This is a genomic window from Pseudomonas sp. TE3899 (assembly GCF_056279105.1).
This window is the reverse complement of record NZ_JBWBQR010000001.1, coordinates 5,933,466-5,959,858: the sequence shown is the minus strand read 5'-3', so window position 1 is coordinate 5,959,858 and position 26,393 is coordinate 5,933,466. Positions and strand designations below refer to the sequence as shown.

27 protein-coding genes are annotated in these 26,393 nt (G+C 60.5%); 10 read left to right on the top strand and 17 right to left on the bottom strand.

What is annotated here, in order from left to right; genetic code table 11:
- Positions 1–38: 38 nt before the first annotated feature.
- The 3 genes from yjiA to ACZ89E_RS27100 all read right to left on the bottom strand — a co-directional run bounded on the left by yjiA (position 39) and on the right by ACZ89E_RS27100 (position 3,413).
- Positions 39–1,010, bottom strand: a complete 972-nt coding sequence (gene yjiA / locus ACZ89E_RS27110; protein WP_463258522.1) for a GTPase — start codon at positions 1,008–1,010, stop codon at positions 39–41.
- Positions 1,011–1,133: 123 nt separating this feature from the next.
- Positions 1,134–1,331: a YbdD/YjiX family protein gene (locus ACZ89E_RS27105; protein ID WP_008154232.1), complete on the bottom strand. Its 198-nt coding sequence runs from the start codon at positions 1,329–1,331 to the stop codon at positions 1,134–1,136.
- Positions 1,332–1,346: 15 nt separating this feature from the next.
- Entirely contained in the window at positions 1,347–3,413 is a 2,067-nt protein-coding gene (locus ACZ89E_RS27100; RefSeq protein ID WP_149661005.1) for a carbon starvation CstA family protein, read from the bottom strand.
- Positions 3,414–3,573: 160 nt separating this feature from the next.
- On the opposite strand from ACZ89E_RS27100, the gene ACZ89E_RS27095 reads away from it, so the two are divergent.
- Positions 3,574–3,942 (top strand): PilZ domain-containing protein, encoded by a 369-nt coding sequence (locus ACZ89E_RS27095; protein ID WP_149661004.1) that lies wholly within the window; start codon positions 3,574–3,576, stop codon positions 3,940–3,942.
- A 146-nt stretch (positions 3,943–4,088) separates the two neighbouring features.
- On the opposite strand, the gene radA is transcribed toward ACZ89E_RS27095, so the two are convergent.
- From radA to ACZ89E_RS27080, 3 genes are read right to left on the bottom strand one after another with little or no spacing between them, the layout of a single operon-like run.
- Positions 4,089–5,456, bottom strand: a complete 1,368-nt coding sequence (gene radA / locus ACZ89E_RS27090; RefSeq protein WP_123404825.1) for a DNA repair protein RadA — start codon at positions 5,454–5,456, stop codon at positions 4,089–4,091.
- Positions 5,457–5,501: 45 nt separating this feature from the next.
- The gene (locus ACZ89E_RS27085; RefSeq protein ID WP_149661003.1) at positions 5,502–6,056 is read right to left on the bottom strand and encodes an ankyrin repeat domain-containing protein; all 555 of its coding nucleotides are present in this window, start codon (positions 6,054–6,056) and stop codon (positions 5,502–5,504) included.
- Positions 6,057–6,116: 60 nt separating this feature from the next.
- Positions 6,117–7,658, bottom strand: coding sequence for a catalase (locus ACZ89E_RS27080; protein ID WP_476256764.1), 1,542 nt, complete (start codon positions 7,656–7,658; stop codon positions 6,117–6,119).
- A 286-nt stretch (positions 7,659–7,944) separates the two neighbouring features.
- Here ACZ89E_RS27080 and mscL point away from each other — a divergent pair, with 286 nt between their 5' ends.
- Complete coding sequence (gene mscL / locus ACZ89E_RS27075; RefSeq protein WP_463258526.1) at positions 7,945–8,358, top strand: large-conductance mechanosensitive channel protein MscL; 414 nt, start codon at positions 7,945–7,947, stop codon at positions 8,356–8,358.
- Between the two features lie 44 nt (positions 8,359–8,402).
- Here the strand turns inward: mscL and ACZ89E_RS27070 are convergent, their stop codons facing one another.
- Positions 8,403–9,179 carry a ferredoxin--NADP reductase gene (locus ACZ89E_RS27070; RefSeq protein WP_463258527.1) on the bottom strand — a complete coding sequence of 259 codons (777 nt, stop codon included), beginning with the start codon at positions 9,177–9,179 and terminating at the stop codon, positions 8,403–8,405.
- A gap of 348 nt (positions 9,180–9,527) precedes the next feature.
- Here ACZ89E_RS27070 and ACZ89E_RS27065 point away from each other — a divergent pair, with 348 nt between their 5' ends.
- Entirely contained in the window at positions 9,528–10,241 is a 714-nt protein-coding gene (locus ACZ89E_RS27065; protein ID WP_149660999.1) for an autoinducer binding domain-containing protein, read from the top strand.
- A gap of 176 nt (positions 10,242–10,417) precedes the next feature.
- Positions 10,418–11,542 carry a methyltransferase gene (locus tag ACZ89E_RS27060; RefSeq protein ID WP_476256763.1) on the top strand — a complete coding sequence of 375 codons (1,125 nt, stop codon included), beginning with the start codon at positions 10,418–10,420 and terminating at the stop codon, positions 11,540–11,542.
- Positions 11,543–11,611: 69 nt separating this feature from the next.
- Here ACZ89E_RS27060 and ACZ89E_RS27055 read toward each other — a convergent pair whose 3' ends face one another.
- From ACZ89E_RS27055 to ACZ89E_RS27045, 3 genes are all read right to left on the bottom strand, one after another.
- A complete protein-coding gene (locus ACZ89E_RS27055) occupies positions 11,612–11,779 on the bottom strand; it encodes a DUF2474 domain-containing protein (RefSeq protein ID WP_149660997.1) in 168 nt (55 codons plus the stop codon).
- A 132-nt stretch (positions 11,780–11,911) separates the two neighbouring features.
- Positions 11,912–12,919 carry a cytochrome d ubiquinol oxidase subunit II gene (gene cydB / locus ACZ89E_RS27050; RefSeq protein WP_149660996.1) on the bottom strand — a complete coding sequence of 336 codons (1,008 nt, stop codon included), beginning with the start codon at positions 12,917–12,919 and terminating at the stop codon, positions 11,912–11,914.
- Positions 12,920–12,922: 3 nt separating this feature from the next.
- Positions 12,923–14,359 (bottom strand): cytochrome ubiquinol oxidase subunit I, encoded by a 1,437-nt coding sequence (locus ACZ89E_RS27045; RefSeq protein ID WP_476256762.1) that lies wholly within the window; start codon positions 14,357–14,359, stop codon positions 12,923–12,925.
- Positions 14,360–14,929: 570 nt separating this feature from the next.
- Here ACZ89E_RS27045 and ACZ89E_RS27040 point away from each other — a divergent pair.
- Positions 14,930–16,168, top strand: a complete 1,239-nt coding sequence (locus ACZ89E_RS27040) for an MFS transporter (RefSeq protein WP_463258531.1) — start codon at positions 14,930–14,932, stop codon at positions 16,166–16,168.
- Here the strand turns inward: ACZ89E_RS27040 and ACZ89E_RS27035 are convergent.
- Genes ACZ89E_RS27035 through ACZ89E_RS27025 form a run of 3 tightly spaced genes read right to left on the bottom strand, consistent with a single transcriptional unit; the run spans position 16,165 to position 19,870 of the window.
- Complete coding sequence (locus ACZ89E_RS27035; RefSeq protein ID WP_476256761.1) at positions 16,165–18,366, bottom strand: xanthine dehydrogenase family protein molybdopterin-binding subunit; 2,202 nt, start codon at positions 18,364–18,366, stop codon at positions 16,165–16,167. The two genes, ACZ89E_RS27040 and ACZ89E_RS27035, sit on opposite strands and share 4 nt — an antisense overlap.
- A complete protein-coding gene (locus ACZ89E_RS27030; RefSeq protein WP_463258533.1) occupies positions 18,366–19,352 on the bottom strand; it encodes an FAD binding domain-containing protein in 987 nt (328 codons plus the stop codon). Before ACZ89E_RS27030 ends, ACZ89E_RS27035 begins: the two co-directional genes overlap by 1 nt.
- Positions 19,349–19,870, bottom strand: a complete 522-nt coding sequence (locus ACZ89E_RS27025) for a (2Fe-2S)-binding protein (protein ID WP_149660991.1) — start codon at positions 19,868–19,870, stop codon at positions 19,349–19,351. Before ACZ89E_RS27025 ends, ACZ89E_RS27030 begins: the two co-directional genes overlap by 4 nt.
- A gap of 102 nt (positions 19,871–19,972) precedes the next feature.
- On the opposite strand from ACZ89E_RS27025, the gene ACZ89E_RS27020 reads away from it, so the two are divergent.
- Together ACZ89E_RS27020 and ACZ89E_RS27015 are read left to right on the top strand one after the other, a co-directional pair.
- The gene (locus tag ACZ89E_RS27020; protein ID WP_476256760.1) at positions 19,973–20,263 is read left to right on the top strand and encodes a type II toxin-antitoxin system RelE/ParE family toxin; all 291 of its coding nucleotides are present in this window, start codon (positions 19,973–19,975) and stop codon (positions 20,261–20,263) included.
- A gap of 14 nt (positions 20,264–20,277) precedes the next feature.
- Positions 20,278–20,565: a HigA family addiction module antitoxin gene (locus ACZ89E_RS27015; RefSeq protein ID WP_476256759.1), complete on the top strand. Its 288-nt coding sequence runs from the start codon at positions 20,278–20,280 to the stop codon at positions 20,563–20,565.
- Between the two features lie 6 nt (positions 20,566–20,571).
- On the opposite strand, the gene ACZ89E_RS27010 is transcribed toward ACZ89E_RS27015, so the two are convergent.
- The gene (locus tag ACZ89E_RS27010) at positions 20,572–21,123 is read right to left on the bottom strand and encodes a DJ-1 family glyoxalase III (RefSeq protein ID WP_476256758.1); all 552 of its coding nucleotides are present in this window, start codon (positions 21,121–21,123) and stop codon (positions 20,572–20,574) included.
- Between the two features lie 66 nt (positions 21,124–21,189).
- Positions 21,190–21,594, bottom strand: coding sequence for a DUF4879 domain-containing protein (locus tag ACZ89E_RS27005; RefSeq protein ID WP_256672374.1), 405 nt, complete (start codon positions 21,592–21,594; stop codon positions 21,190–21,192).
- A gap of 260 nt (positions 21,595–21,854) precedes the next feature.
- Between ACZ89E_RS27005 and ACZ89E_RS27000 the strand changes: the two genes are divergently transcribed.
- Together ACZ89E_RS27000 and trmA are read left to right on the top strand one after the other, a co-directional pair.
- Positions 21,855–23,150: an NCS2 family permease gene (locus ACZ89E_RS27000; protein WP_149660986.1), complete on the top strand. Its 1,296-nt coding sequence runs from the start codon at positions 21,855–21,857 to the stop codon at positions 23,148–23,150.
- Positions 23,147–24,226, top strand: a complete 1,080-nt coding sequence (trmA, locus tag ACZ89E_RS26995; protein ID WP_149660985.1) for a tRNA (uridine(54)-C5)-methyltransferase TrmA — start codon at positions 23,147–23,149, stop codon at positions 24,224–24,226. The genes ACZ89E_RS27000 and trmA overlap by 4 nt, the downstream gene beginning before the upstream one ends.
- Positions 24,227–24,283: 57 nt before the next feature.
- On the opposite strand, the gene ACZ89E_RS26990 is transcribed toward trmA, so the two are convergent.
- Together ACZ89E_RS26990 and ACZ89E_RS26985 are read right to left on the bottom strand one after the other, a co-directional pair.
- Positions 24,284–24,730, bottom strand: a complete 447-nt coding sequence (locus ACZ89E_RS26990; protein WP_476256757.1) for a DUF2442 domain-containing protein — start codon at positions 24,728–24,730, stop codon at positions 24,284–24,286.
- Positions 24,727–25,155 carry a DUF4160 domain-containing protein gene (locus ACZ89E_RS26985; RefSeq protein ID WP_149660983.1) on the bottom strand — a complete coding sequence of 143 codons (429 nt, stop codon included), beginning with the start codon at positions 25,153–25,155 and terminating at the stop codon, positions 24,727–24,729. The genes ACZ89E_RS26990 and ACZ89E_RS26985 overlap by 4 nt, the downstream gene beginning before the upstream one ends.
- Before the next feature lie 241 nt (positions 25,156–25,396).
- Here ACZ89E_RS26985 and ACZ89E_RS26980 point away from each other — a divergent pair, with 241 nt between their 5' ends.
- Positions 25,397–26,308, top strand: a complete 912-nt coding sequence (locus tag ACZ89E_RS26980; protein ID WP_149660982.1) for a LysR family transcriptional regulator — start codon at positions 25,397–25,399, stop codon at positions 26,306–26,308.
- The last annotated feature ends 85 nt before the right edge of the window (positions 26,309–26,393 follow it).

The window sequence follows — 26,393 nt, the reverse complement described above, 5'->3', positions numbered from 1 at the left end:
TTGCCCGCGAAGGCGTCATCACTGACGAACGCAACAATTCAATCCGCCGCCACCCGCGCAAACCCCTCGCGAATCTTCTCTTCCGGCAAATCATCGGCAATAAACACCATCACACTTTCCCGCGTCTCGCCCTCGGCCCATTCGGTGTCCCAATCGAAGCCGTACAACTTCAACACGCCCTGAAACACCATGCGTCGCGCCTCGCCCACGATGTTCAACACACCCTTGTAGCGCAGCAGTTGCTTGCCGTGGTCTTCCAGCAGTTCGTTCATGAATTCGCTGAGCTTGTCGAGATCCAGCGGCTTATCGGTGCGCAGCACCAGGCTGGAAATGCGGTCAATGGACGGCGCCTTGCTCACCGGCCGCAAACTCATGCCACCGCCGAGGTCGGCATTGAGGTTGAAACCGCGTACGTCGAGCAATTCCGCCAGGTCGATCTCGCCGTGCTTGACCACGCGGATCGGTGCGCGACGGTTGATGCGGGTCAGGCGTTCACTCAACGCGGTGAAGGTCGGCTCGTCCACCAGATCGCGCTTGCTCACCAGCAAGCGGTCGGCGAAACCGATCTGCGCCTGGGCGATGGTCTGGGTCAGGTGCGTCTCGGCATGGGCCGCGTCCACCAGGGTGATGATGCCGTCGAGGATGTAACGCTCGCGCAGTTCTTCATCGATGAAGAAGGTTTGCGCCACCGGGGCCGGGTCGGCCAGGCCGGTGCATTCGATCACCAGACGGTCGAAGGCGATCTCACCGCTGTCCAGGCGTTCGAGCAGCAGGTACAGGGCCTTGGTCAGGTCGGTGTGAATGGTGCAGCAGACGCAGCCGTTGGACAGCGTCATCACTTGCACCGGTTCGTCGCCCAACAGTTGGGTGTCGATACCGGCATCACTGAATTCGTTTTCGATCACGGCGATTTTCAGGCCGTGCTCGGCTTTGAGCAGGTGGCGCAACAGCGTGGTTTTACCCGCGCCGAGGAAGCCGCTGAGGATGGTGACAGGGATAGGGGCTAACAAAATAACGTCTCCCGGACGCAAAAAAAAACCGTAGGAGCGAGGCTTGCCCGCGATGGCATCCGAAAGATCACCATCGCGGCCAAGCCATGCTCCTACAGTGCGGTGTTGCCTAGACCGCGTGCCTCAACAGCACTTCGGCCCACCCTTGCCACCGTAACGCGCCTCCTGACGTTCCCGGAAGAACATCTCGTAGGTCATCACCGGTTTGTCCGGGTGCTTGGTTTGCATATGCTCGACGTAGTTGTCGTAGTCGGGCATGCCGACCATCAGGCGCGCGGCCTGACCGAGGTATTTACCGAGGCGACTCAGGTCATTGAACATCTTTGCAATCCTCAGTTACGCGTCCGGCACAGCCTGGAATGGCGCTTCTTTATCCGTACGTTCCTTGCTGCCCCAGGCCGAGATACCGACCTTGAGCGCATAGAACAGGATGCTGAACACCACGAACAGGAACAGCGCCGTCAGCGTTGCGTTGGTGTAGGCGTTGAAGATCACGTGTTGCATCTGCGTAATGTCCTTGGCCGGGGCGAGGATCTGGCCGTTGGCCAGGGCATCGCTGTATTTTTTCGCCAGGGACAGGAAGCCGATCGCAGGATTCGCGTCGAACAGCTTGATGAAACCGGCAGTGGTGGTGCAGATCAGCAACCACGCGGCGGGCAGCAAGGTCACCCAGATGTAGCGTTGGCGTTTCATTTTGATCAGCACCACCGTGGCAAGCATCAGCGCGATGCCGGCGAGCATCTGGTTGGAGATGCCGAACAGCGGCCACAAGGTGTTGATCCCGCCCAACGGGTCGATCACGCCCTGGTACAGCAACCAGCCCCACATCGCCACACAACCGGCGGTGGCGATCAGGTTGGCGGTCCAGGATTCCGTGCGTTTGAGCGACGGCACGAAGGAGCCGAGCAAGTCCTGGAGCATGAAGCGTCCGGCCCGGGTACCGGCATCGACGGCGGTCAGGATGAACAGCGCTTCAAACAGGATCGCGAAGTGGTACCAGAACGCCATGGTGTTTTCACCTGGCAACACGCTGTGCAGGATCTGCGCGATACCGACCGCCAGGGTCGGGGCGCCGCCAGCGCGGGCGAGGATGGTGGTTTCACCAATGTCATGGGCCACCGCCTGCAGGGCTTCCGGGGTAATCGCAAAACCCCAGCTGCTGACGGTTTGCGCCACGGCCACCACGTCACCGCCGACGACTGCCGCCGGGCTGTTCATGGCGAAGTACACGCCTGGCTCGATCACCGAAGCGGCAACCATGGCCATGATGGCGACGAAGGATTCCATCAACATCGCGCCGTAGCCGATGTAGCGGGCATTGACTTCGTTATCCAGCAGCTTCGGCGTGGTGCCGGAAGAGATCAGCGCGTGGAAACCCGAAACCGCGCCACAAGCGATGGTAATGAAGAGGAACGGGAACAGACCGCCCTTCCACACCGGACCGGTGCCGTCGATGAACTGGGTCAGCGCCGGCATTTTCAGCTCAGGCATGGTGACCAGAATGCCGATCGCCAGGGCGATGATGGTGCCGATTTTCAAGAACGTGGAGAGGTAGTCACGGGGCGCCAGGATCAGCCACACCGGTAACGAGGCAGCGACGAAACCGTAACCGACCAGCATCCAGGTAATCTGCACGCCCGTGAAACTGAACGCCTTGGCCCAGTACGGGTCGGCGGCAATCTGCCCGCCCAGCCAGATCGAACCCAGCAGCAGCAACACGCCGACCACCGAGATTTCACCAATGCGACCCGGGCGGATGTAGCGCATGTAGATGCCCATGAACATCGCGATCGGGATGGTCGCCATCACCGTGAAAATACCCCACGGACTTTCGGCCAGGGCTTTGACCACGATCAGCGCCAGCACCGCGAGGATGATGATCATGATCAGGAAGCAACCGAACAGCGCGATGGTACCGGGAACGCGGCCCATTTCTTCCCGGACCATATCGCCCAGGGAGCGGCCATTACGGCGGGTGGAAAGGAACAGGACCATGAAGTCCTGCACCGCACCGGCCAGCACCACGCCGGCGATCAGCCACAGCGTACCGGGCAGATAACCCATCTGCGCCGCCAACACCGGACCGACCAGAGGCCCCGCGCCAGCGATGGCCGCGAAGTGGTGACCGAAGAGGATGTGTTTGTTGGTCGGGACGTAGTCCAGGCCATCATTGTTGAGCACGGCGGGGGTGGCCCGGCGCGGGTCGAGCTGCATCACATTGTTGGCGATAAACAGACTGTAGTAACGATAGGCAACCAGATAAATGGCCACGGCTGCGACCACAATCCACAAGGCGTTGATCGCCTCGCCTCGGCGCAATGCCACTACGCCAAGGGCGCACGCTCCTACGATTGCCAGCAGCAGCCAGGGTAGATGGCGTAGCAGGCTATTATTATTTTTCATTTTTTTAATCCAGCCAGGGTGGACAAGAAAGACAGCCACCCCGAGTTTAGCTCTACTGGCGACAAAGACCATAGTCCGACATTGGTCGAGCGCCATCACTGTGCTGGCAGCCTTTATCAATGCGGGTCTATAGTCAGCCAACCTTCACGAGGATTGCGCCATGAGCGACCAACCTGCAGATCGCCGCCGCTTCAAACGTTTTGCGTTCGACGCCCGAACCGAGCTGAGCCAGGACGGACTCACCTGGCCGGTGAAGCTGATCGACCTCTCGCTCAAGGGGGCGCTGATCGAAAAACCCGAGCCGTGGCTGGGCAATCCGGATTGGCATTTCCTGCTCGATATTCATCTCAATACAGACGTCGAGATCAAGATGGATGTGCTGCTGACCCACGACGATCATGGCCAGCTCGGCTTCGTCTGCAAACACATCAGCCTGGAATCCATCGAGCGCTTGCGGCGGTTGATCGAGTTCAACCTGGGGGATCCCGAGGAACTGGAACGCGAGCTGGGTGCCTTGATCGAGGTCTAAAGTACTTGCGCAAACGAGCTTGTGTGGCGAGGGAGCTTGCTCCCGCTGGGCTGCGAAGCAGGCCCAAAATCTGGTGAGCGCTTCGCGCTCAAGCGGGAGCAAGCTCCCTCGCCACAACAAGCCCGCTCCCACAGGGGAATTGTGGTTTATTCGAATAAGGCATCGAGGGCCTGCTCCAGCCGGGTGACCGCAATGATCTGCAACCCCGGCGGTGCTTCTTTCGGCGCGTTGCCCTTGGGCACGATGGCGCGCTTGAAGCCGTGCTTGGCCGCTTCCTTCAGGCGCTCCTGACCACTCGGCACCGGGCGCACTTCACCGGACAACCCGACTTCGCCAAACACCAGCAGATCATGGGGCAGCGGTTTGTTGCGCAAGCTCGACATCACGGCCGCCATCAGCGCCAGGTCCGACGCTGTTTCCAGTACCTTGACCCCGCCGACCACGTTGAGGAACACGTCCTGATCGTGGGTCGGAATGCCACCGTGGCGGTGCAACACCGCCAGCAACATGGCCAGCCGATTCTGATCCAGCCCCAGCGTCACCCGGCGCGGGTTGGCCAGGTGACTGTCATCCACCAGCGCCTGCACTTCGACCAACATCGGTCGCGTGCCTTCCCACGTCGCCATCACCACACTGCCCGGGACTTCTTCCTGAGCACGCGTGAGAAAAATCGCCGAAGGGTTGGAGACTTCTTTCAGGCCCTTGTCGGTCATGCCGAACACGCCCAGCTCATTCACCGCGCCGAAGCGGTTTTTCACCGCCCGCAACAGCCGCAAACGCCCATCGGATTCGCCTTCGAAATACAGCACGGTGTCGACCATGTGCTCCAGAACACGCGGGCCGGCCAACGCGCCTTCCTTGGTCACGTGGCCGACCAGGAAAATCGCCGTGCCGCTCTGCTTGGCATAACGCACCAGCAACGCCGCACTTTCGCGCACCTGGGACACGCCGCCCGGCGCCGATTGCAGTTGTTCGGTGAAAATCGTCTGGATCGAGTCGATCACCATGACCTTGGGCTTTTCCTGCCGGGCCGTGGCGATGATGGTTTCGATGCAGGTTTCGGTCATCACCCGCAGCTTGTCCTGGGGCAAACCGAGACGACGGGCGCGCATGGCCACTTGTTGCTGGGATTCTTCGCCGGTGACGTACAGCGCCGGCATGCTCTTGGCGAGGTTGCACAAGGTTTGCAACAAAATGGTCGACTTGCCGATGCCGGGATCACCGCCGATCAACACCACCGAGCCGTCCACCAGGCCGCCACCCAGCACACGATCGAGTTCACTGGAGGCCGTGGAGAACCGTGGAATCTCTTCGACACTGACTTCGGCCAGGGTCCTGATCTGGGCCTGCTGGCCGGTCCAGCCGGTGCGACCGCTGGGCGCCGCCGCCCCGCCGCTCTCGACCATGGTTTCGGTCAGCGTGTTCCAGGCCCCGCACTCGCCGCACTGGCCGGCCCACTTGGGGAAGGTGGAGCCGCACTCGGTGCAGCCGTACATGCGCTTGGCCTTGGCCATCTGAACTCCCGGCAAAAACCGCGATGATAGCGCAGCCGGACCGGATCAGCGCGGCGTGGCGTTACGGATTTCGCCGCTGGCCAGACGCGCGGCGCTGTTGCCCAGCGGATCCTCGGCATTCAGGTCGGCGCCCTTGGCCTTGAGCGCGTCCAGCAACTCCACGCGATGAAACAATCCGGCGTACATCGCTGCCGTCTGCCCGGCCCCGTTACGTTGGTCGGGGCTGCAATTGGCGGCCAGCAGGGTTCGGGCGATCTGCACTTCGCCTTTGAAAATCGCTCCCATCAACGCTGTGTTGCCCCGCTGATCCTGGGCGCAGGCATCGGCGCCAGCGGCGAGCAGACGGTCCACAGCAGCGCTTTGGCCGTGATACGCCGCCAGAATCAGCGCGGTGTAACCCTTGCTGTCGCGGGTATCGAGGGCGTAACCGGCCTCGATGAAAGTCTCGAGCATCGGCACATCGCCACGGCGGGCGGCATCGAAGTAGTAATCCTGCAATTGCGCTTTGAGCGCGGCGGGGTCTTGCGCGACGTGTGCCGCAGGTTCAGCAAACGCACTGGACGACAGTGCCGCCAGCAACAGGAAGAAATAGAAACGCATGGGAGGGTTCCTTGGTCAGACGGGACCCCGTGCGGGGCCCCGCGTTTCAGGCAAACGGGATCAGTCGACCAGTTTGGCCGCCAGCGCTTTCACCCGCACCAGATCACCCTTGGCGACCTTGGTCACACCGGTGCCGTATTCCGGGTCGGCCTTATAAAGGAACGACAGCATGATGTGCTTGCTCTCGTCGTCGGTGTCGGCCAGGGAGCCGCCGAAGTTGTCGATCAGGTCCTGGCGTTCCTTCGGGCTGAACGAGCGATACAGGTCGCCCGCCTGCTTGAAGTTCTGCTCACGCTGGATCTTCGCCTGCTGGGTGCTGCCCGCCAGCGCCGACTGGCTGTAGCGTGCGGTTTGCGGCTCCTCACGCGCCAGCAAACGGCTTGGCTGATAATTCACGCCGCTGCTACTGGCGCCGCTGTTCATGGCGCCATCCTGGTTACCGTTGTTCACCGCCACCTTGGGCGCGTTGATCGGCAGTTGCAGGGCATTGGCACCCAGGCGATACATTTGAGTATCGGCATAAGAGAACACTCGACCTTGTAACAGGCGATCTTCCGAAGGCTCGATTCCGGGAACCAGATTGGCCGGCGCCATGGCGACTTGTTCGGTTTCCTGGAATACATTCGCCGGATTACGGTTCAACACCATTTGTCCAACTTTGCGTTCAGGTATACCTGGCCAAATCTTGGTGGCATCCAAAGGATCGAAATCAAACTTGTACAAGTCTTGAGGATTTACAACTTGCACGTACAAGTCCCACTTCGGGAAGTCGCCTTTGTTTATATGAGTCACCAAATCGTTGGTCATATGACTGTAGTCCTGACCTTGAACTTTGACGACAGCCTTTGGATCGAGATTGTTAATCCCCTGCAAACTTTTCCAATGAAACTTCACGTAGTGCACTTCGCCTTTGGCATTCACCAACTTATAGGCATGCACGCCATTACCATCCATCTCCCGATAACTGGCCGGGGTCCCGGAGTTGGAATACAACTCGGTCAGGGTGCGGGTGGCTTCCGGTACGTGGGAAAAGAAATCGAAGCGTCGGGAATCGTCGTCGAGGTTGGTGCGCGGGTCAGGCTTGAAGGCGTGGACCATGTCCGGGAACTTGATGGCGTCGCGGATGAAGAAGGTCGGGAAATTGTTGCCGACCAGGTCCCAGTTGCCGTCCGCGGTGTAGAACTTGGTGGCGAAGCCGCGGGGGTCACGCAGGGTTTCCGGGGAGTGGTTGCCATGCACCACCGCTGAGAAGCGCACAAACACCGGCGTGCTCTGGCCGCCGGCGAACACCTTGGCCTTGGTCAGGTCGCTGAGGTCGTCGGTCACCGTAAAAGTGCCATGGGCCCCGGTACCACGGGCATGCACCACCCGTTCAGGAATGCGTTCGCGGTCGAAACGCTGGAGTTTCTGGATCAGTTGCACGTCTTGCAACAACACCGGGCCCGTGGCGCCGGCGGTTTGCGAGTTCTGGTTATCGCCGACGGCGGCACCGTTATCGCGGGTCAGGGTGGCTGCATTCACGGAAAAGGACAGCAGGCCGGCGCTCAAGACGCCCAGGGCGCGGCGATGGGGAAAAGCCCCGAGGCCAAGGGAAGTAGTCATAGGAGTTTCCTCTGATTTTATAAAGCGCATCCAGGTGCGCTCAGCAGAGGCTAGTGACCGACAGCGCAAAACCTAAATAGAAATGCCACACCGGGCCGATAGGCAAAAGATGCTGGAAGGGCCGGTCTAGAGGGGGTAACCGCGCGCGAATGCTGGCCTTTTGTAAACTTTCCGGCGCCGGGCCGGTCGATAGCAGGCAAGCGATGTAAGCAGTTGTGTCGAGCGAGATGCGTTTTGCTGATTTACACTGCCTTCACCAACCTCATCTGTAACAAGGAAATAACCTATGGGCGTGCTTAACGAGTTCAAGGCCTTCGCGGTCAAAGGCAATGTGGTCGATATGGCCGTCGGTATCATCATCGGCGCCGCGTTCGGCAAGATCGTCTCGTCGTTTGTCGGCGATGTGGTCATGCCGCCGATTGGCCTGCTGATCGGTGGGGTGGATTTCAGCGACCTGGCCATTACGCTAAAAGCCGCGAATGGCAACATCCCGGCGGTGGTGCTGGCGTATGGCAAGTTCATCCAGAGCATGATCGACTTCATCATCGTCGCGTTTGCGATCTTCATGGGCGTCAAGGCCATCAACCGCCTGAAGCGCGAAGAGGCCGTGGCACCGACCCTTCCACCGGTTCCAACCAAGGAAGAAGAGCTGCTGAGCGAGATCCGTGATCTGCTCAAGGCCCAGAACGACCGGCCTTAAGGGCTATGTGGCTATGAAAACGGCGCCTTCGGGGCGCCGTTTTTTTACCAGTAGTTTTCCACCGCCACTTGCCCGGGCCGGCGGCTGAGGCTCAGGTTCATGTCCCGTTGCTTGAGCAACTGGCGGGTGTCATCGATCATCTGCGGGTTGCCACAGATCATCACCCGCGAATGCTCGGGCGTCAGCGCCAGCCCGGCCGCGCGCTCCAGCTCGCCATTTTCAATCAGGTCGGTGATCCGTCCCTTGAGGACGCCGGGCACCTGCTCGCGCGTGACCGTGGGGATGAACTGCAGCTTGTGGGCGTACTGCGCCAGGTAATCACGCTGCGCCAGCCCCGCAATCAAGTCCTGATAGGCCAGCTCCCGACCTTCGCGGGCGCTGTAGACCAGGATGATCCGTTCGAATTTTTCCCACACCTCGAAATCCTGCAGGATCGACAGGAACGGTGCCACCCCGGTACCGGTGGATAACAACCACAGATCGCGGCCATCGACGAAACGGTCCAGAGTCAGGTAGCCCGTGGCCTGCCGCTCGATCAGCAACGTATCCCCCACCTCCAGGCGGCTCAACTCACTGGTGAACTCGCCACCCGGCACGACTATGGAGAAGAACTCGAGAAACTCGTCATACGGCGAAGAGACCATGGAGTAGGCGCGCCACACCGTGCTGCCATCGGGCTTGGTCACCCCCAGCCGAGCAAATTGCCCCGCACGAAAACGGAAGCCCGAATCCCGGGTAGTGCGCAGGGTAAACAGGCTCGGGGTCAGTGGCTGGACGTCGAGCAGGGTCTGGCGGGTGAATTTTTCTGCACTGGCGGTCATGGGGCACTCCATCGGACAGGTGAGCCCAGTGTCCCGCAAAGCAGGCGACTTAAACACCGGTGGTTTGTAGTGGCTTTAGCGACGGTTACTGTTCATTAGTTGTTCTTATTTAATATCGGCGGTCGGTGACATTAATTAGCCAGTAAGCATTTGTGAAAAAATTGTCAGTTAATTATCCATGAGCGTGTTACTCAACAGTGACACTCCTTATAAACCGACCTCGCACTTCCAACAGTTATAAAGAGCAAAAAAATCGGAGCACCTGCGTAGGATTCGTCCTACACTCGTGACGTGCCGGATCTTGGATCCAATGGGCACCCCAGAGGAACACGCATATGGAGAACGGCAATGGAAATATGGAAGGAGTCTCAGCTAACGCAACTGTCTTATGCCAAGGAAATGGATACCGCCTACCAGATCTCACTTAACTTCGCAAAAAATCTCGGCTTCAAATTCTGTGCTTTTTCAATAACTTCAAATACGCCAGGTACTCATGACACCACCCAGAACCGGAACAATTTCCCCCAAGCCTGGAACACCGAATATGAACAAAACCAATTTCGCGCCATTGACCCAGTAGTAGCCCATTGCAATCAATCCATGCTGCCGATTTTATGGACTGAAGACGTTTTCTCCCGGACGCCGTGGCTGTGGCAAGCCTTGCAACAACAAGGCCTGCAACACGGCTGGTCGCAATCCTTCCATGACGAGGAAAGCGGTCTGTGCAGCATGCTGAGCCTGGCGAGAAGCCACTGCCCGATTACCGCGTATGAGCTGTATGAAAACCTCGGCTTCACGGTGTTCATTGGTCGTCATTTGCACACTCTGGCAGCCAAGGGCCTGCCGAAAAAAATACCGAGACCGAGTACGCCGCCGTTGTCGGTCCGTGAAGTCGAGGTTTTGCGACTGTCCGCCGACGGCAAGACCGCGTACGAAATCTCCAGAATCCTTAACCTGAGCGAGCGTACGGTGAATTTCCACGTGCACCGTGCCATCGAGAAACTGGGGGTCTGCAACAAGATTGCCGCGGTGTGCGCAGCGACAAGGGCCGGCGCCATCTGAAACCGCTTGATCCCGGGAAAACCTGCGGGTAATCCACTGGAAAAAAACGTACCATTTGCGATCCTTCCTGAGTGTTGACGTGTGAAACTTCACGCCGCAGTCCACTCGGTCGGTTCCGCCCGCTACATCGCCCCAGGGCCGCGGGATACCCGTTGATTTTCCAGAGCCCCCGCCCCATGCCCTTGCTCGAAACACCCTTCGCCCGACTCGACCTCATCCGCCAACCCGAACAGCAGAACGAACCGCTGCAAGCCTTCGATGCGGCTGACGAATACCTGCTCAATCATCTGGCCGAACAGCAACCGACAGCCGATGCGCGGGTACTGGTGCTCAACGACAGCTTTGGCGCGTTGGCTGCCAGCCTGGCGGGCAAGGTTCGGGTCACCAGCAGCGGCGACTCGTTCCTGGCGTTCCAGGGACTGGAAAAGAACCTGATCCGCAACGGCCTGGCTTTCGACGCCGTACCGAGCGTGCCAGCCAATGAAGCCTTCGTCGGACCATTTGACCGGGTGTTGATCCGGGTGCCAAAAACCCTCGCCCTGCTCGAAGAACAACTGATTCGTCTGCAAGGCCAACTGGCCCCGGGCGCCCAGGTGATTGCGGCGGCGATGGTCAAGCACTTGCCCCGCGCCGCCGGGGATTTGCTGGAGCGCTACATCGGCCCGGTTCAAGCCTCGTTGGCGGTGAAGAAGGCGCGGTTGCTGATCGCCACGCCCGAAGCCAAAACACCGGCCGTCTCGCCCTACCCTTCGCGCTACTTGCTCGATGATCCGGCGATTGAACTGCTCAACCACGCCAACGTGTTCTGCCGCGAAGGACTGGACATCGGCACCCGCGCCTTTCTCCCGCACTTGCCGAAGAACCTCGGCGCGGCGCGGGTGGCGGATCTGGGTTGCGGCAACGGCGTGTTGGCCATCGCCAGCGCCCTGCAAAACCCTGAAGCCCATTACACGCTGGTGGACGAGTCGTTCATGGCGGTGCAATCGGCCCGCGAAAACTGGCTCGCGGCGTTGGGTGAACGCGAGGTGATCGTGCGCGCCGGCGATGGCCTGGCCGGGCAGGAACCGCAGTCGCTGGACGTGGTGCTGTGCAACCCGCCGTTTCACCAACAACAAGTGGTCGGCGATTTCCTGGCCTGGCGCATGTTCCAGCAAGCCCGGGAGGCGCTGGTGGTCGGTGGCGCGTTGTACATCGTCGGCAATCGCCACCTGGGTTATCACAGTAAGCTGGCGCGGTTGTTTCGCGGCGTCGAACAAGTGGCGGCGACGCCGAAATTCGTCATTCTCAAGGCCCGCAAATAATCGCGCGCAAAAAAAAGCCCTCCGTCAGGAGGGCCACACAACCGTGCCGCGAGGCAACGGGATGGGAATTCAGTGGGTGGTCAGACCGGCGGCATTCATGAACATGCGCATCAGGCTGGCCACGATGAACAGCGCCACGACGCTGCCGGTCCAGATCATCGCCAACCATCCGAGCCGCTGCCACAGCGGCTTTTTTTCGGCCTGTTGAATGTCGTGCAGGGTGGGTTTGGTGGACATGCTGTCGATCCTCTCTTGAAGTGATGGCGTCTGTGAGGACGCCTTCGCAAGCAAGCTGTGCTCCTACAGGGGTTCCTGGCGTGGCGCCTGGGCTGGCGCCATCGCGAGCAAGCTTTGCTCCTACAGGGGTTCCTAGTGGTAACCGTCTTCGTGGGTGACCTTGCCGCGGAACACGTAGTAGCTCCAGAAGGTGTAGCCCAGGATGAACGGGATGATGAACAGCGTGCCCACCAGCATGAAGCCCTGGCTTTGCGGCGGTGCGGCGGCGTCCCAGATCGAGATCGACGGCGGCACGATGTTCGGCCACAGGCTGATGCCCAAGCCGCTGTAGCCGAGGAAGATCAGCACCAGGGTCAGCAGAAATGGCGTGTAGTGGGCGTTGCGGGCCACCGCGCGGATCAGGCCGTACATGGTCACCAGCACCAGGATCGGCACCGGCAGGAACCAGAACAGGTTCGGCAGGGTGAACCAGCGCGCCGCAATCTCGGCGTGGGCCAGCGGGGTCCAGATGCTGACGATGCCAATCACCGCCAACACCACGAACGCCAAGGGCCGCGCCAGGTTGTGCATCTGTTCCTGCAACTTGCCTTCGGTCTTCATGATCAGCCAGGTGCAACCGAGCAACGCGTAGGCAATCACCAGCGCCAGGCCGCAGAACATCGTGAATGGCGTCAGCCAGTCCAGTGAACCACCGGCAAACTGGCGATTGACCACCGGCAGCCCATCAATGAACGCCCCCAGCGCCACGCCCTGGAAGAAGGTTGCAGCCACCGAGCCACCGATAAAGGCCTTGTCCCACAGGTGACGCTTGTCGTCCTTGGCCTTGAAGCGAAACTCGAACGCCACGCCGCGGAAAATCAGCCCGATCAGCATGAAGATCAGCGGCAGGTACAACGCCGAGAGCACCACCGAATAGGCCAGCGGGAAGGCGCCGAACAACGCCGCGCCGCCCAGTACCAGCCAGGTTTCGTTGCCGTCCCAGACCGGTGCGACGGTGTTCATCATCACGTCACGGTCGGTCTTGCCAGGGATGAACGGGAAGAGAATCCCGATGCCCAGGTCGAAACCGTCCATGACCACGTACATCATGATGCCGAAGATGATGATCACGGCCCAGATCAGCGGAAGATCAATACCCATGATTCAAATCTCCTTTGTCGCGGTGTGATCAGCATCGGCGTGATCGTCGTCAGCCGCGGACAACGGACGGGCCGGCGTGCGTTTCTGGCCAGGCCCCCCCTCGTTGGTTTCCTTGCCTTCGTCGATCTTCGGCCCTTTGCGCACCAGGCGCATCATGTAGCCAAGACCGGCGCCGAACAGCGCGAAATACACCACCACAAACAGCACCAGCGTAATGCTCATCTGCGCGAAGCTGTGATTGGAGGACGCATCCGCCGTGCGCATTAACCCGTAGACCACCCACGGCTGCCGCCCGATTTCCGTGGTGAACCAACCGGCGAGGATCGCGATCAGGCCGGACGGGCCCATCCACAACGCCAGGTACAGGAACGGCCGCGAGGTGTACAACTTGTCGCGTTTGCGCAGCCACAGGCTCCACAAACCGGTGAAGATCATCAGGAAACCGAGGCCGACCATGATCCGGAACGACCAGAACACGATGGTCGAATTCGGCCGGTCTTCGGGTGGGAAGTCCTTGAGTGCCGGCACCTGTTTGTCCAGGGAGTGGGTCAGGATCAGGCTGCCCAGGTAAGGAATCTCGACCGCGTATTTGGTCTTCTCGGCTTTCATGTCCGGCCAGCCGAACAGGATCAGCGGGGTCGGTTCATCGCCGACGTTTTCCCAGTGCCCTTCGATCGCGGCGATTTTCGCCGGTTGATGCTCAAGGGTATTGAGACCGTGGAAGTCACCGATGACGGCCTGGATCGGCGCGACGATCAAGGCCATCCACATGGCCATCGAAAGCATGGTGCGGATCGCCGGGTTGTCTTTGCCGCGCAGCAAGTGCCAGGCTGCCGAGGAGCCGACGAAGAATGCAGTCGCCACGAACGCCGCCGTCGCCATGTGCATCAGGCGATAGGGGAACGACGGGTTGAAGATCACCGCCAGCCAGTCGACCGGAATCACTCGGCCGTCGATGATTTCAAAGCCTTGTGGCGTCTGCATCCAGCTGTTGGACGCGAGAATCCAGAACGTCGAGATCAGCGTGCCGACGGCCACCATGACGGTGGAGAAAAAGTGCAGGTTGCGTCCGACCTTGTTCCAGCCGAACAACATCACGCCGAGGAAACCGGCTTCGAGGAAGAACGCGGTGAGCACTTCATAGGTCAGCAACGGCCCGGTGACGGCGCCGGCGAAGTCCGAGAAACGGCTCCAGTTGGTGCCGAACTGATAGGCCATGACGAGGCCGGAGACCACGCCCATGCCGAAGTTCACGGCAAAGATCTTCGACCAGAAGTGGTACAGATCGCGGTAGGTGTCGTTGTTGGTTTTCAGCCACAGCCCTTCGAGTACCGCCAGGTAACTCGCCAGGCCAATGGTGATGGCCGGGAACAGGATGTGGAACGAGATGGTGAACGCGAACTGCATCCGGGCGAGATCAAGTGCCTCCAAACCGAACATAAGTCTTCCTCTGTCAGGTAATACCGGCTGTAGGGCTTATGACCCTGCACCCACTCTGCCCCCACGGATATGGAGTGTGGCGAATTCCAATTCGTTCTTTTTTTAGAAACATCACAACGTAGGGAGTCTGGCCATCAGGCCGCCGGATCAATTCCTTGCGGGGTCTTGATCTGGATCAAGCAACGTAGAAAGAGTAGTCCCATTTTTGGCGATGGACGGTGTGGTCTTTTGACGCGTGACAGGTTGCCTCATTGCTCTGCTTACGTGCTGAAACACATTCACTGTGGTGAGTGAATACTTGTGGCAAGGAGGCTTGCTGTGGCGAGGGGGCTTGCCCCCGTTCGACTGCGAAGCAGTCGTAAAAAGGTGAATGCGCTATTTCTGCCTGAATGAAGCCGCAACCATTGGGGGCTGCTACGCAGCCCAGCGGGGGCAAGCCCCCTCGCCACAGGAGATCGGCACAGTATTTTTGAGATCGATGTCTAGCTACCTAAAATTTTTGTCAGCGCAACTTCTTGTTACAGCTTGGTGATAGTCTCAACCCTCCCCTCGCTCAAGACCTGCCGTCAGATGCCCAGCCAAGCGCCCCTGCTGTTACGTCATCACCGTCCTTTCATTGCGTTCTGGCTGGCTCGGGTGTTTACCGCCAGCGGTTTCCAGATGCTCACCGTGGCCATCGGCTGGAACCTGTACCAATTGACCGGCAACGTGCTGGACCTGGGCCTGGTGGGTTTGGTCGAGTTCGCCCCGCGGGTGCTGTTCATGTTGCACACCGGGCATGTCGCCGACCGTTACGACCGACGCAAGGTCGCGGCGATCTGCCAGTCCCTGCAAGCCTTGATCGCCCTGTCCCTGGCCATCGGCAGCGCCACCGATCACGTCACCCGGGAAATGATCTTCATCCTCGCGTTCCTGCTCGGTGCCGCGCGCTCGTTCGAGATGCCGACCACCCAGGCCCTGCTGCCGAGCATCGTGCCCAGCGCCCTGTTCCCCCGCGCCGTGGCCGCCGCCCAATCGGCACAGCAATCGGCCACCATCGTCGCTCCGGCACTTGGCGGTTTGCTCTACGCGTTCGGCAGCGTCTGGGTCTACGGCCCGACGGTCATTCTGTACATCATCGCCTGCTGCTTGATGCTCAACCTGCCGGCCCGGCAAACGCCACTGAACAAGGGCAAGGCGACGATGGATTCGCTGCTGGCCGGGATTCGTTTCATCCGCAGCCGTCCGGACATTCTCGGGGCGATTTCCCTGGATCTGTTCGCCGTGCTGTTGGGCGGCGCGACGGCGTTGCTGCCGGTATTCGCCAAGGACATTCTGCTGACCGGCCCTTGGGGCCTGGGCCTGCTGCGTTCGGCACCCGCGGTGGGCGCGCTATTGATGTCGTTGTTCCTGGCTCGATTTGCCGTGGAACGTAAAGTCGGGCGGGTGATGTTCACCGCCGTCGGCATCTTCGGCGTCGCGACCATCGCCTTCGGCCTGTCCACCTCGTTCTGGTTCTCGCTGGCGGTGCTGGTGGTGCTGGGCGCGGCGGACATGATCAGCATGGTGATCCGCGCCTCCTTCGTGCAACTGGAAACCCCGGATGAAATGCGCGGCCGGGTCAGCGCCGTGAACGGCCTGTTCATCGGCGCTTCGAACCAGTTGGGCGAGTTCGAATCCGGCCTCACCGCCCATTGGTTCGGCACCGTGCCGGCCGTGGTCATGGGCGGCATCGGCACGCTGGTAGTAACCGGCACCTGGATCAAACTGTTCCCGACCCTGGCCAACCGCGACCGCATGCATGTGGCCAAGGAAGAAGCCAAGGTCTAGAGCAACTTATCGAGGGTGATGGGGAAGTCCCGCACCCGTTTGCCGGTGGCGTGATAGATCGCATTGGCCACCGCCGCCGCCACGCCGACGATGCCGATCTCGCCGACGCCCTTGGACCCGAGGGCGTTGACGATCTCGTCGTTTTCTTCGACGAACAGCACCTCAATGTCGCCGATATCGGCGTTAACCGGGATGTGGTACTCGGCCAGGCTGTGGTTCATGTGCCGGCCCAGGGCGTGGTCGGTTTGCGTCTCTTCGTGCAACGCCATGCCGATGCCCCACACCACGCCGCCGAGAATCTGGCTGCGGGCCATTTTCGGGTTGACCACCCGGCCGGCGGCGATGGCGCTGACCACTCGGTTGACCTTCACCGTGCCTAAATCCTCATCCACCAACACCTCGACGAACACCGCCGAGTGGGTGGCCGTGGCGTAGGCGTCGCGTTTCTGGTCGGGTTGGGCGTCAACCTGGACCTCCAAAGTTTCTTCGCCGCTGTCTCTGGCGAGTTCCGCCAGCGAAACCCGCGCGTCACCGAAGGACAACTGCCCTGCCTCGAACGTCGCCTGCTCCAGCGTGACACCGCCGAAGGCCGGACAGGTCTGGCGTGCCACCGCCAACAGTTTTTCCTTGAGTGCTTCACACGCCTGCTGCACCGCTGTTCCGACCGACGACACGGTGAACGACCCACCCTGCAACGGCGCGGTGGGCAATGAAGAGTCGCCGAGGATAAAGGTGACGTCCTTGTGCGAAACGCCCGACGCCTGGGCGGCGATTTGCGTCATCACCGTGTAGGTGCCGGTGCCGATGTCCGTGGTCGCGCTGCTGACGGTGAGTTTGCCATTGTGATCAAGCGATGCCTTCGCGCTGGCTTTCTGTTGCATCGCTTCCCAGACCCCGCCGGCCATGCCCCAGCCCACCAGTTGTCGGCCTTGGCGCATGCTGCGCGGCTCCGGATCACGCGCTTCCCAGCCGAAACGCTTCGCACCTTGGGCATAGCATTCGCGCAGTTCTTTGCTGGAATAGGGTTTGTCTTCGTTCTGATTGCGCTCTGAATAGTTGATCAGGCGCAGTTGCACCGGATCGATCGCCAGGGCGCAGGCCAGTTCGTCCATCGCACATTCCAGCCCGATCAGCCCCAGCGCCGCACCCGGCGCACGCATGTCGAGCGGGGTGAACACGTCGAGTGGCACCAGTTTGTAGGTCAGTTGCACGTTGTCGCAGTGATAGAGCATGCCGCTCCACTCCACCACATGTTCGGTGAAGTCCTCGAAGCGCGAAGTCTGGCCGATGGCGGTGTGGGCCACCGCGAGCAAGCGTCCGTTGGCCGCCGCGCCCAGTTGCAGACGCTGCAAGGTGCGGGGGCGATAGCCGAAGGTGAACATCTGCTGGCGCGTCAACGTCACTCGCACCGAACGTTTGAGGTGCAACGCCGCCATCACCGCCAGCGGCAGCTGATATTGCGGGCGCAGCCCGGAACCGAAAGCGCCGCCGACATAGGCGGCGAAAATCCTGACCTGCTCTTTTTGTAATCCGAAGACCTTTTGCACGTAGGACTGACAGTTCTGCGGGCCTTGGGTCTTGTCATGGATGTGCAAGCTGCCATCGGCCTGGAACAACACCGTACTGGCGTGGGGTTCCATCGGATTGTGGTGTTCGATGGGGGTGCTGTAGCTCAGGTCCAGGCCCATGGCCGCGCCGGCAAACTCGGCCTGAAAATTCCCACGGGGTTTCGGGAGTTCGGCGGGTGCCGGATGGGCTTCGTCTTGCAGGCTCAGCAGATCGGTCTGATGCGGCTCGGCCTCGTACTCGATGTCGATCAATGACCCGGCGTAACGCGCCAGCTCAAGGTTATCCGCCACCACCAGCACCAGCGGCTGACCGCTGTACAGCACCCGATCGTTGTACAAAGGACGAAACGGCGAGCCCTCGGCCGAGTCGGCGTCTTCGTAGTCTTTGTCGTAACTGGCGATCTTCGGGCGGTTGCCGTGATCGATCACCGCGACCACGCCGGGCAGCGCGAGGGCTTTGGACGCGTCGATGCGGGCGACCCGACCGCGGGCAATGCGGCTGGACACTACACTGCCGTGCAGCAGGCCGTCCTCGGGAAACTCCCCGGCATAACGCGCCTGGCCGGTGACTTTGAGATGACCGTCGACGCGATCCAGCGGCTGGCCCATGGGCTTGGTGAAGGTAGACATCAGGCTTGCACTCCCGGCGCGGCATCGCTCAAGGCGCGGATGATGGCCCGGCTTGCCAGTTTGACTTTGAACCCGTTGTGTTCGAGGGGCTGCGCGTTTTGCAGTAACGCGTCGGCAGCAGCAGTGAAGGTTTCGCGGCTGGCCGGTTTGCCCACCAACCATTGCTCGACCGCTTCGTCACGCCACGGTTTGTGGGCGACCCCGCCGAGGACAAGACGTGCCTCGCGAATCACCGGCCCGTTCATTTCCAGCGCCGCGGCCACCGACACCAACGCGAACGCGTAGGACGCACGGTCGCGAATCTTCAGGTAATGGCAATGTTCGGCGAAACCGGCGGCGGGCAGTTCAATGGCGGTGATCAGCTCATCGTCGGCCAATTGGTTGTCGCGCTCGGGGTGGTCACCGGGCAGGCGATGAAAGTCAGCAAACTCGATGGTTCTTGCGCCATTGCGCCCGTGCACATGGACCACCGCCTCCAAAGCCGCCAGTGCCACGCACATATCGGAAGGATGGGTGGCCACGCATTGCACGCTGGCGCCGAAAATCGCATGAATCCGGTTCAATCCGTCCCGCGCCGGGCAGCCACTGCCGGGTTCGCGTTTGTTGCACGGCACATTGGCGTCGTAGAAGTAGTAGCAGCGGGTGCGTTGCAGCAGGTTGCCGCCGGTGCTGGCCATGTTGCGCAATTGCGGCGAGGCGCCGGCCAGAATGGCTTGGGACAGTAGCGGGTAGCGCTGTTCGATCAACGGGTGCCAGGCCAGGTCGGCGTTGCTGACCAATGCACCGATCATCAGCCCGCCGTTTTGCGTTTGCGTGACCTCACGCAACGGCAGTCCGGTGATGTCGATCAGATGTTCAGGGCGGGTGAGATTTTCCTTCATCAAATCCAGAAGATTCGTACCGCCGGCGATGAATCGAGATGCGGGACCGGCAAGGTGCACAGCGTCCTCTACTGAATTGGGTTTGCTGTAGTGGAAGGGCGTCATTGGTCGCCTCCTTGCTGGCAGGCGGGCAAGGCTTCTTCAATGGCATCGCAAATATTGCTGTAGGCGCCGCAGCGGCAGAGGTTGCCGCTCATCAATTCCTTGATCTGCTGCGTGGTCTGCGCCCGGCCTTCATTGGCCAGCCCCACCGCCGAACAGATCTGCCCCGGCGTGCAATAACCACACTGAAAGGCGTCGTGCTTGATGAAGGCTTGCTGCATCGGGTGCAGCGCCTCGCCATCGGCCAGGCCTTCGATGGTGGTCAACTCGGCGCCGTCGCACATCACCGCCAGGGTCAGGCAGGCATTCACCCGCTTGCCGTTGAGCAATACCGTGCAGGCCCCGCACTGGCCGTGGTCGCAGCCCTTTTTAGTGCCAACCAGATCCAGTTGCTCGCGTAGCAGGTCCAGCAATGTGGTCCACGGCAGCACATCAAGCTCACGGACCTGGCCGTTGAGCCGCAGGCGCAGCGGATGACGGGTGAACACCGACGGCGCTGCGTCGGGAGTGATCGCGCTCATAAACACCTCACGGTTGATCGTACCTTCGCGGCGTTTTGGCAAACCGCCGTCATTAAGGGGTACGACTTCGGGGGTGGGATGGGCGTTCAAAGGAATTGATCTGTGGCGCAATACCACTCGAAGCACAAAGGCCTTCGTGGCTTCTATGAAACCGGTTCGACTCGTGGGATTCGTGCAGACCCTGCGAAACGGCTGCCCCGAATGCTGCAGTTCATGGACCGCGCAGTGGTGCCTGGCGATCTTGATCTTCCAGGATGGCGGTTACACCCGTTCAAAGGAGATCTGACCGAATATTGGTCGCTCAGCGTATCGGGGAACTGGCGGGTTATTTTTCGTTTTATTGGCTCGGATATCGAACTGGTCGACTATCTGGACTATCTGGACTATCACTGACAGGAGGCAGGACCATGCCCATGCACAACCCGCCGCACCCTGGCGAAACATTGTTGCAGGACGTCTTACCCGAGCTTGGCATCAGCGTCACTGAATTGGCCCGCCATCTCGGTTTTGCCCGGCCACACCTTTCCAGGGTGTTGCACGGCCACGCGCCGATCAGCCCGGACCTGGCGGTACGTCTGGAACGGGCAGGCATCGGTAAAGCCAGAATGTGGCTCGGGGGTCAAACCGACTACGACCTCTGGCAGGCGGAACATCGTGAGCAGCCGGCTATCGAGCCCATTGCCGCCCACGTCTGATCGTTTCTAAACCAGCAACTCCCCCGCCACTGCCGCTCGAATGGCTTTACCACAGAGTTGTTCCACCAGCGCCAGCGCAAACGGCAACGCTGCGCCCGAGCCTTGGGCGGTGATGCAGTTGCCGTCGACCACCACCGGTTGATCGACGAAGGTGCAGCCTGACAATTGATGGCTGGCGGAGGGCAGGCAGGTCATGCGGCGTTGACGCAGAACCCCGAAGGCTTGCAGCGCCAGCGCCGGGGCTTCGGCGATGCCGGCGAACAGGCGCCCGGCGGCGGCCTGGTCCTTGATCAGTTGTTCCAGGGGTTGATGCGCCGCCAGGTGTTGCGCACCAACAGCACCGCCGGGCAGGGCAATCAGGTCGAACGGTTGGGCCAGCAGGTCTACCAGCATGGCGTCGGCGGTCAGGCGAGTGCCGCGAGCGCATGTGAGCATGCGCCGGCCCTCGATGCTGGCCACCACCACTTCAACCTGAGCGCGGCGCAGCACATCAATCAGGGTCACGCATTGCAGGTCATCGATGCCCTCGGCGAGGGTAATCAGGGCTCTAAAGGTCATGGGCACGGTCCACGGGATGATTCTTAAAGCGTAGTCAGCTTTAGTGTCCCTTGTTCGTGTCTGCCGTTACTTGATGTAAAGCTGCGTCGAAACGACGTTGCCCGGCGCGTTGATCGACCGGTTACTGAAGCTGAACGTCCCTTCCTGCCTGCCCCCCAAGTCAAAGACGTACAGCGTGCCGACGACCCTTGTCTCGGTGGCGGTGCATTCGGTCGGGTTGCCATTGCCATAGGCACAGACTTTTTGCTGCGCCCCGGCGAGGTTGAAGCCGTCGAGCTGGACGGTCGGCTTGCGGCCATACCCCACCTCCAGCACATACACCTTGATGTCTGCGCCGCCGTGGTCGCATGTCGTGCGCTCTTGTCCGGCGGAAATGTTTTCAATCCCGCACGCCGCCGACTGCACCTTGAGCACCTGAACGTTGGTCAACGGCGGTGCCGACGCGGCCATCACGGCAGGCGCACCCGCCATACACGCGAAAAACAGCCCCAACGACCGAACGATGTTGCGCTTGTCACCCACCATGAACACTCCCCCAAAACAGGCGCGCAGTATGGCGCAGTTCAGCCAACCGCAAAACATCGCCGACGATCGCAGCCATTACCCCACGCGGCTGGTATGATGCGCGGCTTTTTCCGACCCACAGAAAATTCCCGGGCGCCTTGGGCGGTCTGTGCTTTGCTGTTGAGGTCGATACATTCACGGCGCCCTGCGCGCCACGGGGAGCAGACATGCTGGAAAGGCTGTTTCAACTCAAGGCACATAACACCAACGTGCGCACCGAGATTCTGGCGGGCGTCACGACCTTCCTGGCCATGGCCTACATTCTGTTCGTCAACCCGAGCATTCTCGGCGAGACCGGCATGGACAAGGGCGCGGTGTTTGTCGCGACCTGCCTGGCCGCGGCCTTCGGCTCGACGGTGATGGGCCTGATCGCCAACTACCCGATCGCGCTCGCGCCGGGCATGGGCCTGAACGCGTTCTTCACGTATACCGTGGTCCTGCACATGGGCCATACCTGGCAAGTGGCGCTGGGTGCGGTGTTCATTTCGGCCGTGTGCTTCTTCCTGCTGTCGATCTTCCGCATCCGCGAATGGATCATCAACAGCATCCCGCTGCCCCTGCGTTCGGCGATTGCCGCCGGTATCGGCCTGTTCCTGGCCTTGATCGCCCTGCACAACGCCGGCATCGTGGTCAGTAACGAGGCGACCATGCTCGGCCTCGGTGACTTGAAAAAACCGGCTCCGATCCTCGCGACCCTGGGTTTTGCCCTGATCGTCGCCCTCGAAGCCCTGAAGGTTCGCGGCGCGGTACTGATCGGCATTCTGGCGGTGACGATCGTCTCCATCGCGATGAATGTCACCCCGTTCGGCGGCGTGATGTCGATGCCACCGTCGCTGGCCCCGACCTTCCTGCAACTGGACATCAAAGGCGCACTGGACATCGGTCTGGTCAGCGTGATTTTCGCCTTCCTGTTCGTCGACCTGTTCGACAACTCCGGCACCCTGATCGGCGTCGCCAAGCGCGCCGGCCTGATGGGCAAGGACGGCCACATGCCGAAAATGGGTCGTGCGCTGATCGCCGACAGCACCGCGGCCATGGCCGGTTCGCTGCTGGGCACCTCGACCACCACCAGCTACATCGAATCCGCCGCTGGCGTGAGTGCCGGTGGTCGTACCGGTTTAACGGCTGTCGTGGTGGCGATCCTGTTCCTGCTGGCGCTGTTCTTCTCGCCATTGGCCGCCAGTGTTCCAGCCTTTGCTACCGCACCGGCACTGCTGTTCGTCGCCGTGCTGATGACTTCCGGCCTGGCCGAAATAGACTGGGACGACATCACCGTGGCCGCACCGGTCGTGGTCACTGCCCTGGCCATGCCGTTCACCTATTCCATCGCCAACGGCATCGCCTTCGGTTTCATTTCCTGGACCGCGATCAAGTTGCTGTCCGGGCGTGCCCGTGAGCTGAACCCGGCGCTGGTGATTCTGTCGATTCTGTTTGTGATCAAGTTGGGTTGGTTCAGCGCATGACTTTTGATTCCCAGGCCTACGCCGTACAGCTCGAAGAAAAGGTCACGCGCCTGCGTGACCTGCTGGCCCCGTTCGGTGCGCCAGAACCTGAAGTGTTCGACTCGCCGCTGCAAAACTTCCGCCTGCGCGCCGAGTTTCGCCTGTGGCGCGAAGGCGGCGACCGTCACTACGCGATGTTTGCCCAAGATGACAAACGCACGCCGATCCTGATCGAAGAATTCCCGATCGCCAGCCTGCGCATCAATGAGCTGATGCCCAAGCTCAAGGCCGCATGGCAAGCGAGCGCGGCCCTGAGCCACAAATTGTTCCAGGTGGAGTTCCTGACCACCCTGGCCGGCGACGCGATGATCACCCTGTGCTACCACCGCCCGCTGGACGAGCATTGGCACACTGCCGCGTCGAAACTGGCGGCGGACCTCAACGTCAGCATCATCGGTCGCTCCAAGGGCAAGCGCGAAGTCATTGGCCATGATTACGTGGTCGAGCAATTCGAAGTCGGCGGCCGCACCTTCAGCTATCGCCAGCCGGAAGGCGCGTTCACCCAGCCCAACGGCACCGTGAACCAGAAGATGCTCAACTGGGCCTACGACGCCATGGGCGATCGCACGGACGATTTGCTGGAGCTGTATTGCGGCAACGGCAACTTCACCCTGCCGCTGGCCACCCGCGCGCGCAAAGCCCTCGCCACTGAAATCAGCAAGAGCTCGGTCAACGCGGCGTTGAGCAACCTCAGCGAAAACGCGGTGGATAACGTCACCCTGGTGCGTTTGTCCGCCGAAGAACTGACCGAAGCCTTGAACGAAGTGCGGCCGTTCCGACGCCTGCACGGCATCGACCTCAAGAGCTACGAATTCGGCAGCGTCTTCGTCGACCCGCCCCGTGCCGGCATGGACCCGGACACCTGCGAACTGACCCGCCGCTTCGACAACATCCTGTACATCTCCTGCAACCCGGAAACCCTGGCGGCCAACATCGCCCAACTGCACGACACTCACCGCATTACCCAATGCGCGATGTTCGACCAGTTCCCGTGGACCCATCACATGGAATCCGGGGTGTTGTTGACTCGGCGGTGATCGCAGGTGCCCGATACAAATCAGCCGTCTTGATGACGGCTTTTTTGTGGGTGTTGTTTACGGGATGACTTCGACCTTGCGCGGGCGACCGCCCTTTTTGCCATTAGCCCGGGCCGCTTCAGCCTTCGCGGCGCTGCTTTGCCGGCCATTGCGCGAGGAAACAACCGAAGCGGCCATATTCATCAGGGGCTTGCTGGCGGAAATCATCCCGGCGATGGAGACGTGCAGGTCCTTTTCCTCATGAAAAAGTGCAGTGCCGCAGAGGCCTACTTTCAGATCGGCATAATCCTCGGCTTCAAAACCATCGAATTCCGGGTAGTGCTTCACGGGCAGTAAAACGCCAGATCCATCTTCGAAGCGGACCGTAAGGCACTCCTCCTGAAACGTCACCGCTGTCGCCTGCAAGGCGCTTTTATGGCGAATTTTCCCCCGCTCAATTGCCTCATCCAGTACTGCTTCAGTGACTGGCCGGTCTACCTGCATTTTCGCTTTAATCGTTTTCAAAGTTCGATCTCCACACCCTCCGGCGCGCCGATCAGGGCCAGTAGGGTCTTGTTCTTATCGGGCTCGTAACACGCTGAGCCAATCACGTAGGTTGTGCTTGTGATCCTTTTCATCACCACGACTTCGTTGTCCTGCGAATCCCAAAGCTGATTGTCGAGGCATGCCGTTTGCAACTTGTCCCACCAAATACTGCGCGCACGGCGCAGGTGTACAGGTTGCCTGAGTCCGTAACGCAAGCCCTCAAGCACGGCGCCAGGTGGCCGGCGTGAATGCGGAACAACATCCCAAAGCTCGACACCGTTGTGCCAAAAGCTGAACTTGAAACGCGCGCTCCATGTCCCGCCGTCAACATGGGTGTGCGGCGGGCAGTGTTCGTCACGCAAGTTGATCAACATCGAAAACCCTTTGTAACTGAACAATCTCATGCTAACCCATCCGTTAGGTTTAATAAGCCGTAAGGCTCAACATTCCTTGAAATTCCGATAACTGGCACTGACTCTCCGAGTCAGCCACCTGAATTGAGCCTAGCTTTCGAGACCACGCGTGCCCTGCCCACGACGCCAAAAAATAGTTAACAAACCTTTCGCAGTAACACGCTGTATTAATGCGCAGGCATTTGATAAATACAGAGCTCCAGCCTTCATCTGATCCCCGGCGTAACCAATCATGCAACGACACTTCGACGATCTTCAGCTCGGTAGCATCGAACTGTTCTGCCTCGCCGCCGAGGCCGGGAGTTTTACCGCCGCGGCGCTGGTGGCCGGGGTGACGCCCGCCGCCGTGAGCCGTTCGGTGTCGCGCATGGAGGAACGCCTGGGGGTGCGGTTGTTTGCGCGCACCACCCGCAGCGTCAAGTTGACTGACAGTGGTCGACGTTATTACGAGGAATGCCGTCAGGCGCTGGCGCAGCTGGTTGAAGCTCAGCGGGAGGTCATGGGCCAGCAGCAGGAACCGTCCGGCACCCTGCGCATCAGTATTCCTACGACCTACGCCCACCATCGAATCCTGCCGTTGTTGCCGGAGTTTCGGGCGCGGTTTCCAGCGGTGAAGGTCGAAACCCACATCAGCAATCGCAACATCGATTTTGTCGGCGAAGGCTATGACATGGCGATTCGTGTGCGGGCCATCCCCGATTCCGGTTTGATTGCGCGGCCTCTGGAAGACGCGGCGCTGGTGATGATCGCCAGCCCCGATTACCTGAAACGCGCCGGGGTGCCGCAATCCCTGGATGATCTGCAGCAGCACGAATGCATCCAGTACGAACTGCCCAGCAGCGGGCGGCGGATTGCCTGGTTGTTCAATGACAGTGGCGTGCCGCTGGAGATTCTCGCCGACGGAAATCTCAGTTGTTCCGACGATGTGCTGGGTGGCGTGACCTTGGCGAAACACGGTGCGGGGTTGTTTCAGACCTATCGTTTCATCGTCGAAAACGAATTGGCCGATGGCTCGCTGGTGGAGGTGCTCAAGCCGTATGGCGGGCGCTCGCGGCCGTTCACCCTGCTCTATCCGCAGAGTCGGCATATGCCATTACGGTTACGGGCGTTTATCGATTTTCTGGTTGAGCGTTTGCCTCGCTAAGCAACAACCGTCCGATCACCGAACACAAAAACCCGCCCCTCCACCTCTTCAATTGACCAAAGTAACCGTCTAGTACAATTTATCT

What these genes read in the sequence shown, in the direction of transcription:
- ACZ89E_RS27035 (WP_476256761.1), bottom strand. Translation starts at nt 18,366, where the DNA reads ATGTCTACCTTCACCAAGCCCATGGGCCAGCCGCTGGATCGCGTCGAC.
- ACZ89E_RS27100 (WP_149661005.1), bottom strand. Translation starts at nt 3,413, where the DNA reads ATGAAAAATAATAATAGCCTGCTACGCCATCTACCCTGGCTGCTGCTG.
- ACZ89E_RS27025 (WP_149660991.1), bottom strand. Translation starts at nt 19,870, where the DNA reads ATGAGCGCGATCACTCCCGACGCAGCGCCGTCGGTGTTCACCCGTCAT.
- ACZ89E_RS27070 (WP_463258527.1), bottom strand. Translation starts at nt 9,179, where the DNA reads ATGACCGCCAGTGCAGAAAAATTCACCCGCCAGACCCTGCTCGACGTC.
- ACZ89E_RS27015 (WP_476256759.1), top strand. Translation starts at nt 20,278, where the DNA reads ATGCCCATGCACAACCCGCCGCACCCTGGCGAAACATTGTTGCAGGAC.
- ACZ89E_RS27010 (WP_476256758.1), bottom strand. Translation starts at nt 21,123, where the DNA reads ATGACCTTTAGAGCCCTGATTACCCTCGCCGAGGGCATCGATGACCTG.
- ACZ89E_RS27000 (WP_149660986.1), top strand. Translation starts at nt 21,855, where the DNA reads ATGCTGGAAAGGCTGTTTCAACTCAAGGCACATAACACCAACGTGCGC.
- ACZ89E_RS27045 (WP_476256762.1), bottom strand. Translation starts at nt 14,359, where the DNA reads ATGTTCGGTTTGGAGGCACTTGATCTCGCCCGGATGCAGTTCGCGTTC.
- ACZ89E_RS27040 (WP_463258531.1), top strand. Translation starts at nt 14,930, where the DNA reads ATGCCCAGCCAAGCGCCCCTGCTGTTACGTCATCACCGTCCTTTCATT.
- ACZ89E_RS27080 (WP_476256764.1), bottom strand. Translation starts at nt 7,658, where the DNA reads ATGACTACTTCCCTTGGCCTCGGGGCTTTTCCCCATCGCCGCGCCCTG.
- ACZ89E_RS26985 (WP_149660983.1), bottom strand. Translation starts at nt 25,155, where the DNA reads ATGAGATTGTTCAGTTACAAAGGGTTTTCGATGTTGATCAACTTGCGT.
- ACZ89E_RS27030 (WP_463258533.1), bottom strand. Translation starts at nt 19,352, where the DNA reads ATGACGCCCTTCCACTACAGCAAACCCAATTCAGTAGAGGACGCTGTG.
- ACZ89E_RS27105 (WP_008154232.1), bottom strand. Translation starts at nt 1,331, where the DNA reads ATGTTCAATGACCTGAGTCGCCTCGGTAAATACCTCGGTCAGGCCGCG.
- radA (WP_123404825.1), bottom strand. Translation starts at nt 5,456, where the DNA reads ATGGCCAAGGCCAAGCGCATGTACGGCTGCACCGAGTGCGGCTCCACC.
- cydB (WP_149660996.1), bottom strand. Translation starts at nt 12,919, where the DNA reads ATGGGTATTGATCTTCCGCTGATCTGGGCCGTGATCATCATCTTCGGC.
- mscL (WP_463258526.1), top strand. Translation starts at nt 7,945, where the DNA reads ATGGGCGTGCTTAACGAGTTCAAGGCCTTCGCGGTCAAAGGCAATGTG.
- ACZ89E_RS27065 (WP_149660999.1), top strand. Translation starts at nt 9,528, where the DNA reads ATGGAAATATGGAAGGAGTCTCAGCTAACGCAACTGTCTTATGCCAAG.
- ACZ89E_RS27095 (WP_149661004.1), top strand. Translation starts at nt 3,574, where the DNA reads ATGAGCGACCAACCTGCAGATCGCCGCCGCTTCAAACGTTTTGCGTTC.
- trmA (WP_149660985.1), top strand. Translation starts at nt 23,147, where the DNA reads ATGACTTTTGATTCCCAGGCCTACGCCGTACAGCTCGAAGAAAAGGTC.
- ACZ89E_RS27055 (WP_149660997.1), bottom strand. Translation starts at nt 11,779, where the DNA reads ATGTCCACCAAACCCACCCTGCACGACATTCAACAGGCCGAAAAAAAG.
- ACZ89E_RS26980 (WP_149660982.1), top strand. Translation starts at nt 25,397, where the DNA reads ATGCAACGACACTTCGACGATCTTCAGCTCGGTAGCATCGAACTGTTC.
- ACZ89E_RS27085 (WP_149661003.1), bottom strand. Translation starts at nt 6,056, where the DNA reads ATGCGTTTCTATTTCTTCCTGTTGCTGGCGGCACTGTCGTCCAGTGCG.
- ACZ89E_RS27005 (WP_256672374.1), bottom strand. Translation starts at nt 21,594, where the DNA reads ATGGCGGGTGCGCCTGCCGTGATGGCCGCGTCGGCACCGCCGTTGACC.
- ACZ89E_RS27060 (WP_476256763.1), top strand. Translation starts at nt 10,418, where the DNA reads ATGCCCTTGCTCGAAACACCCTTCGCCCGACTCGACCTCATCCGCCAA.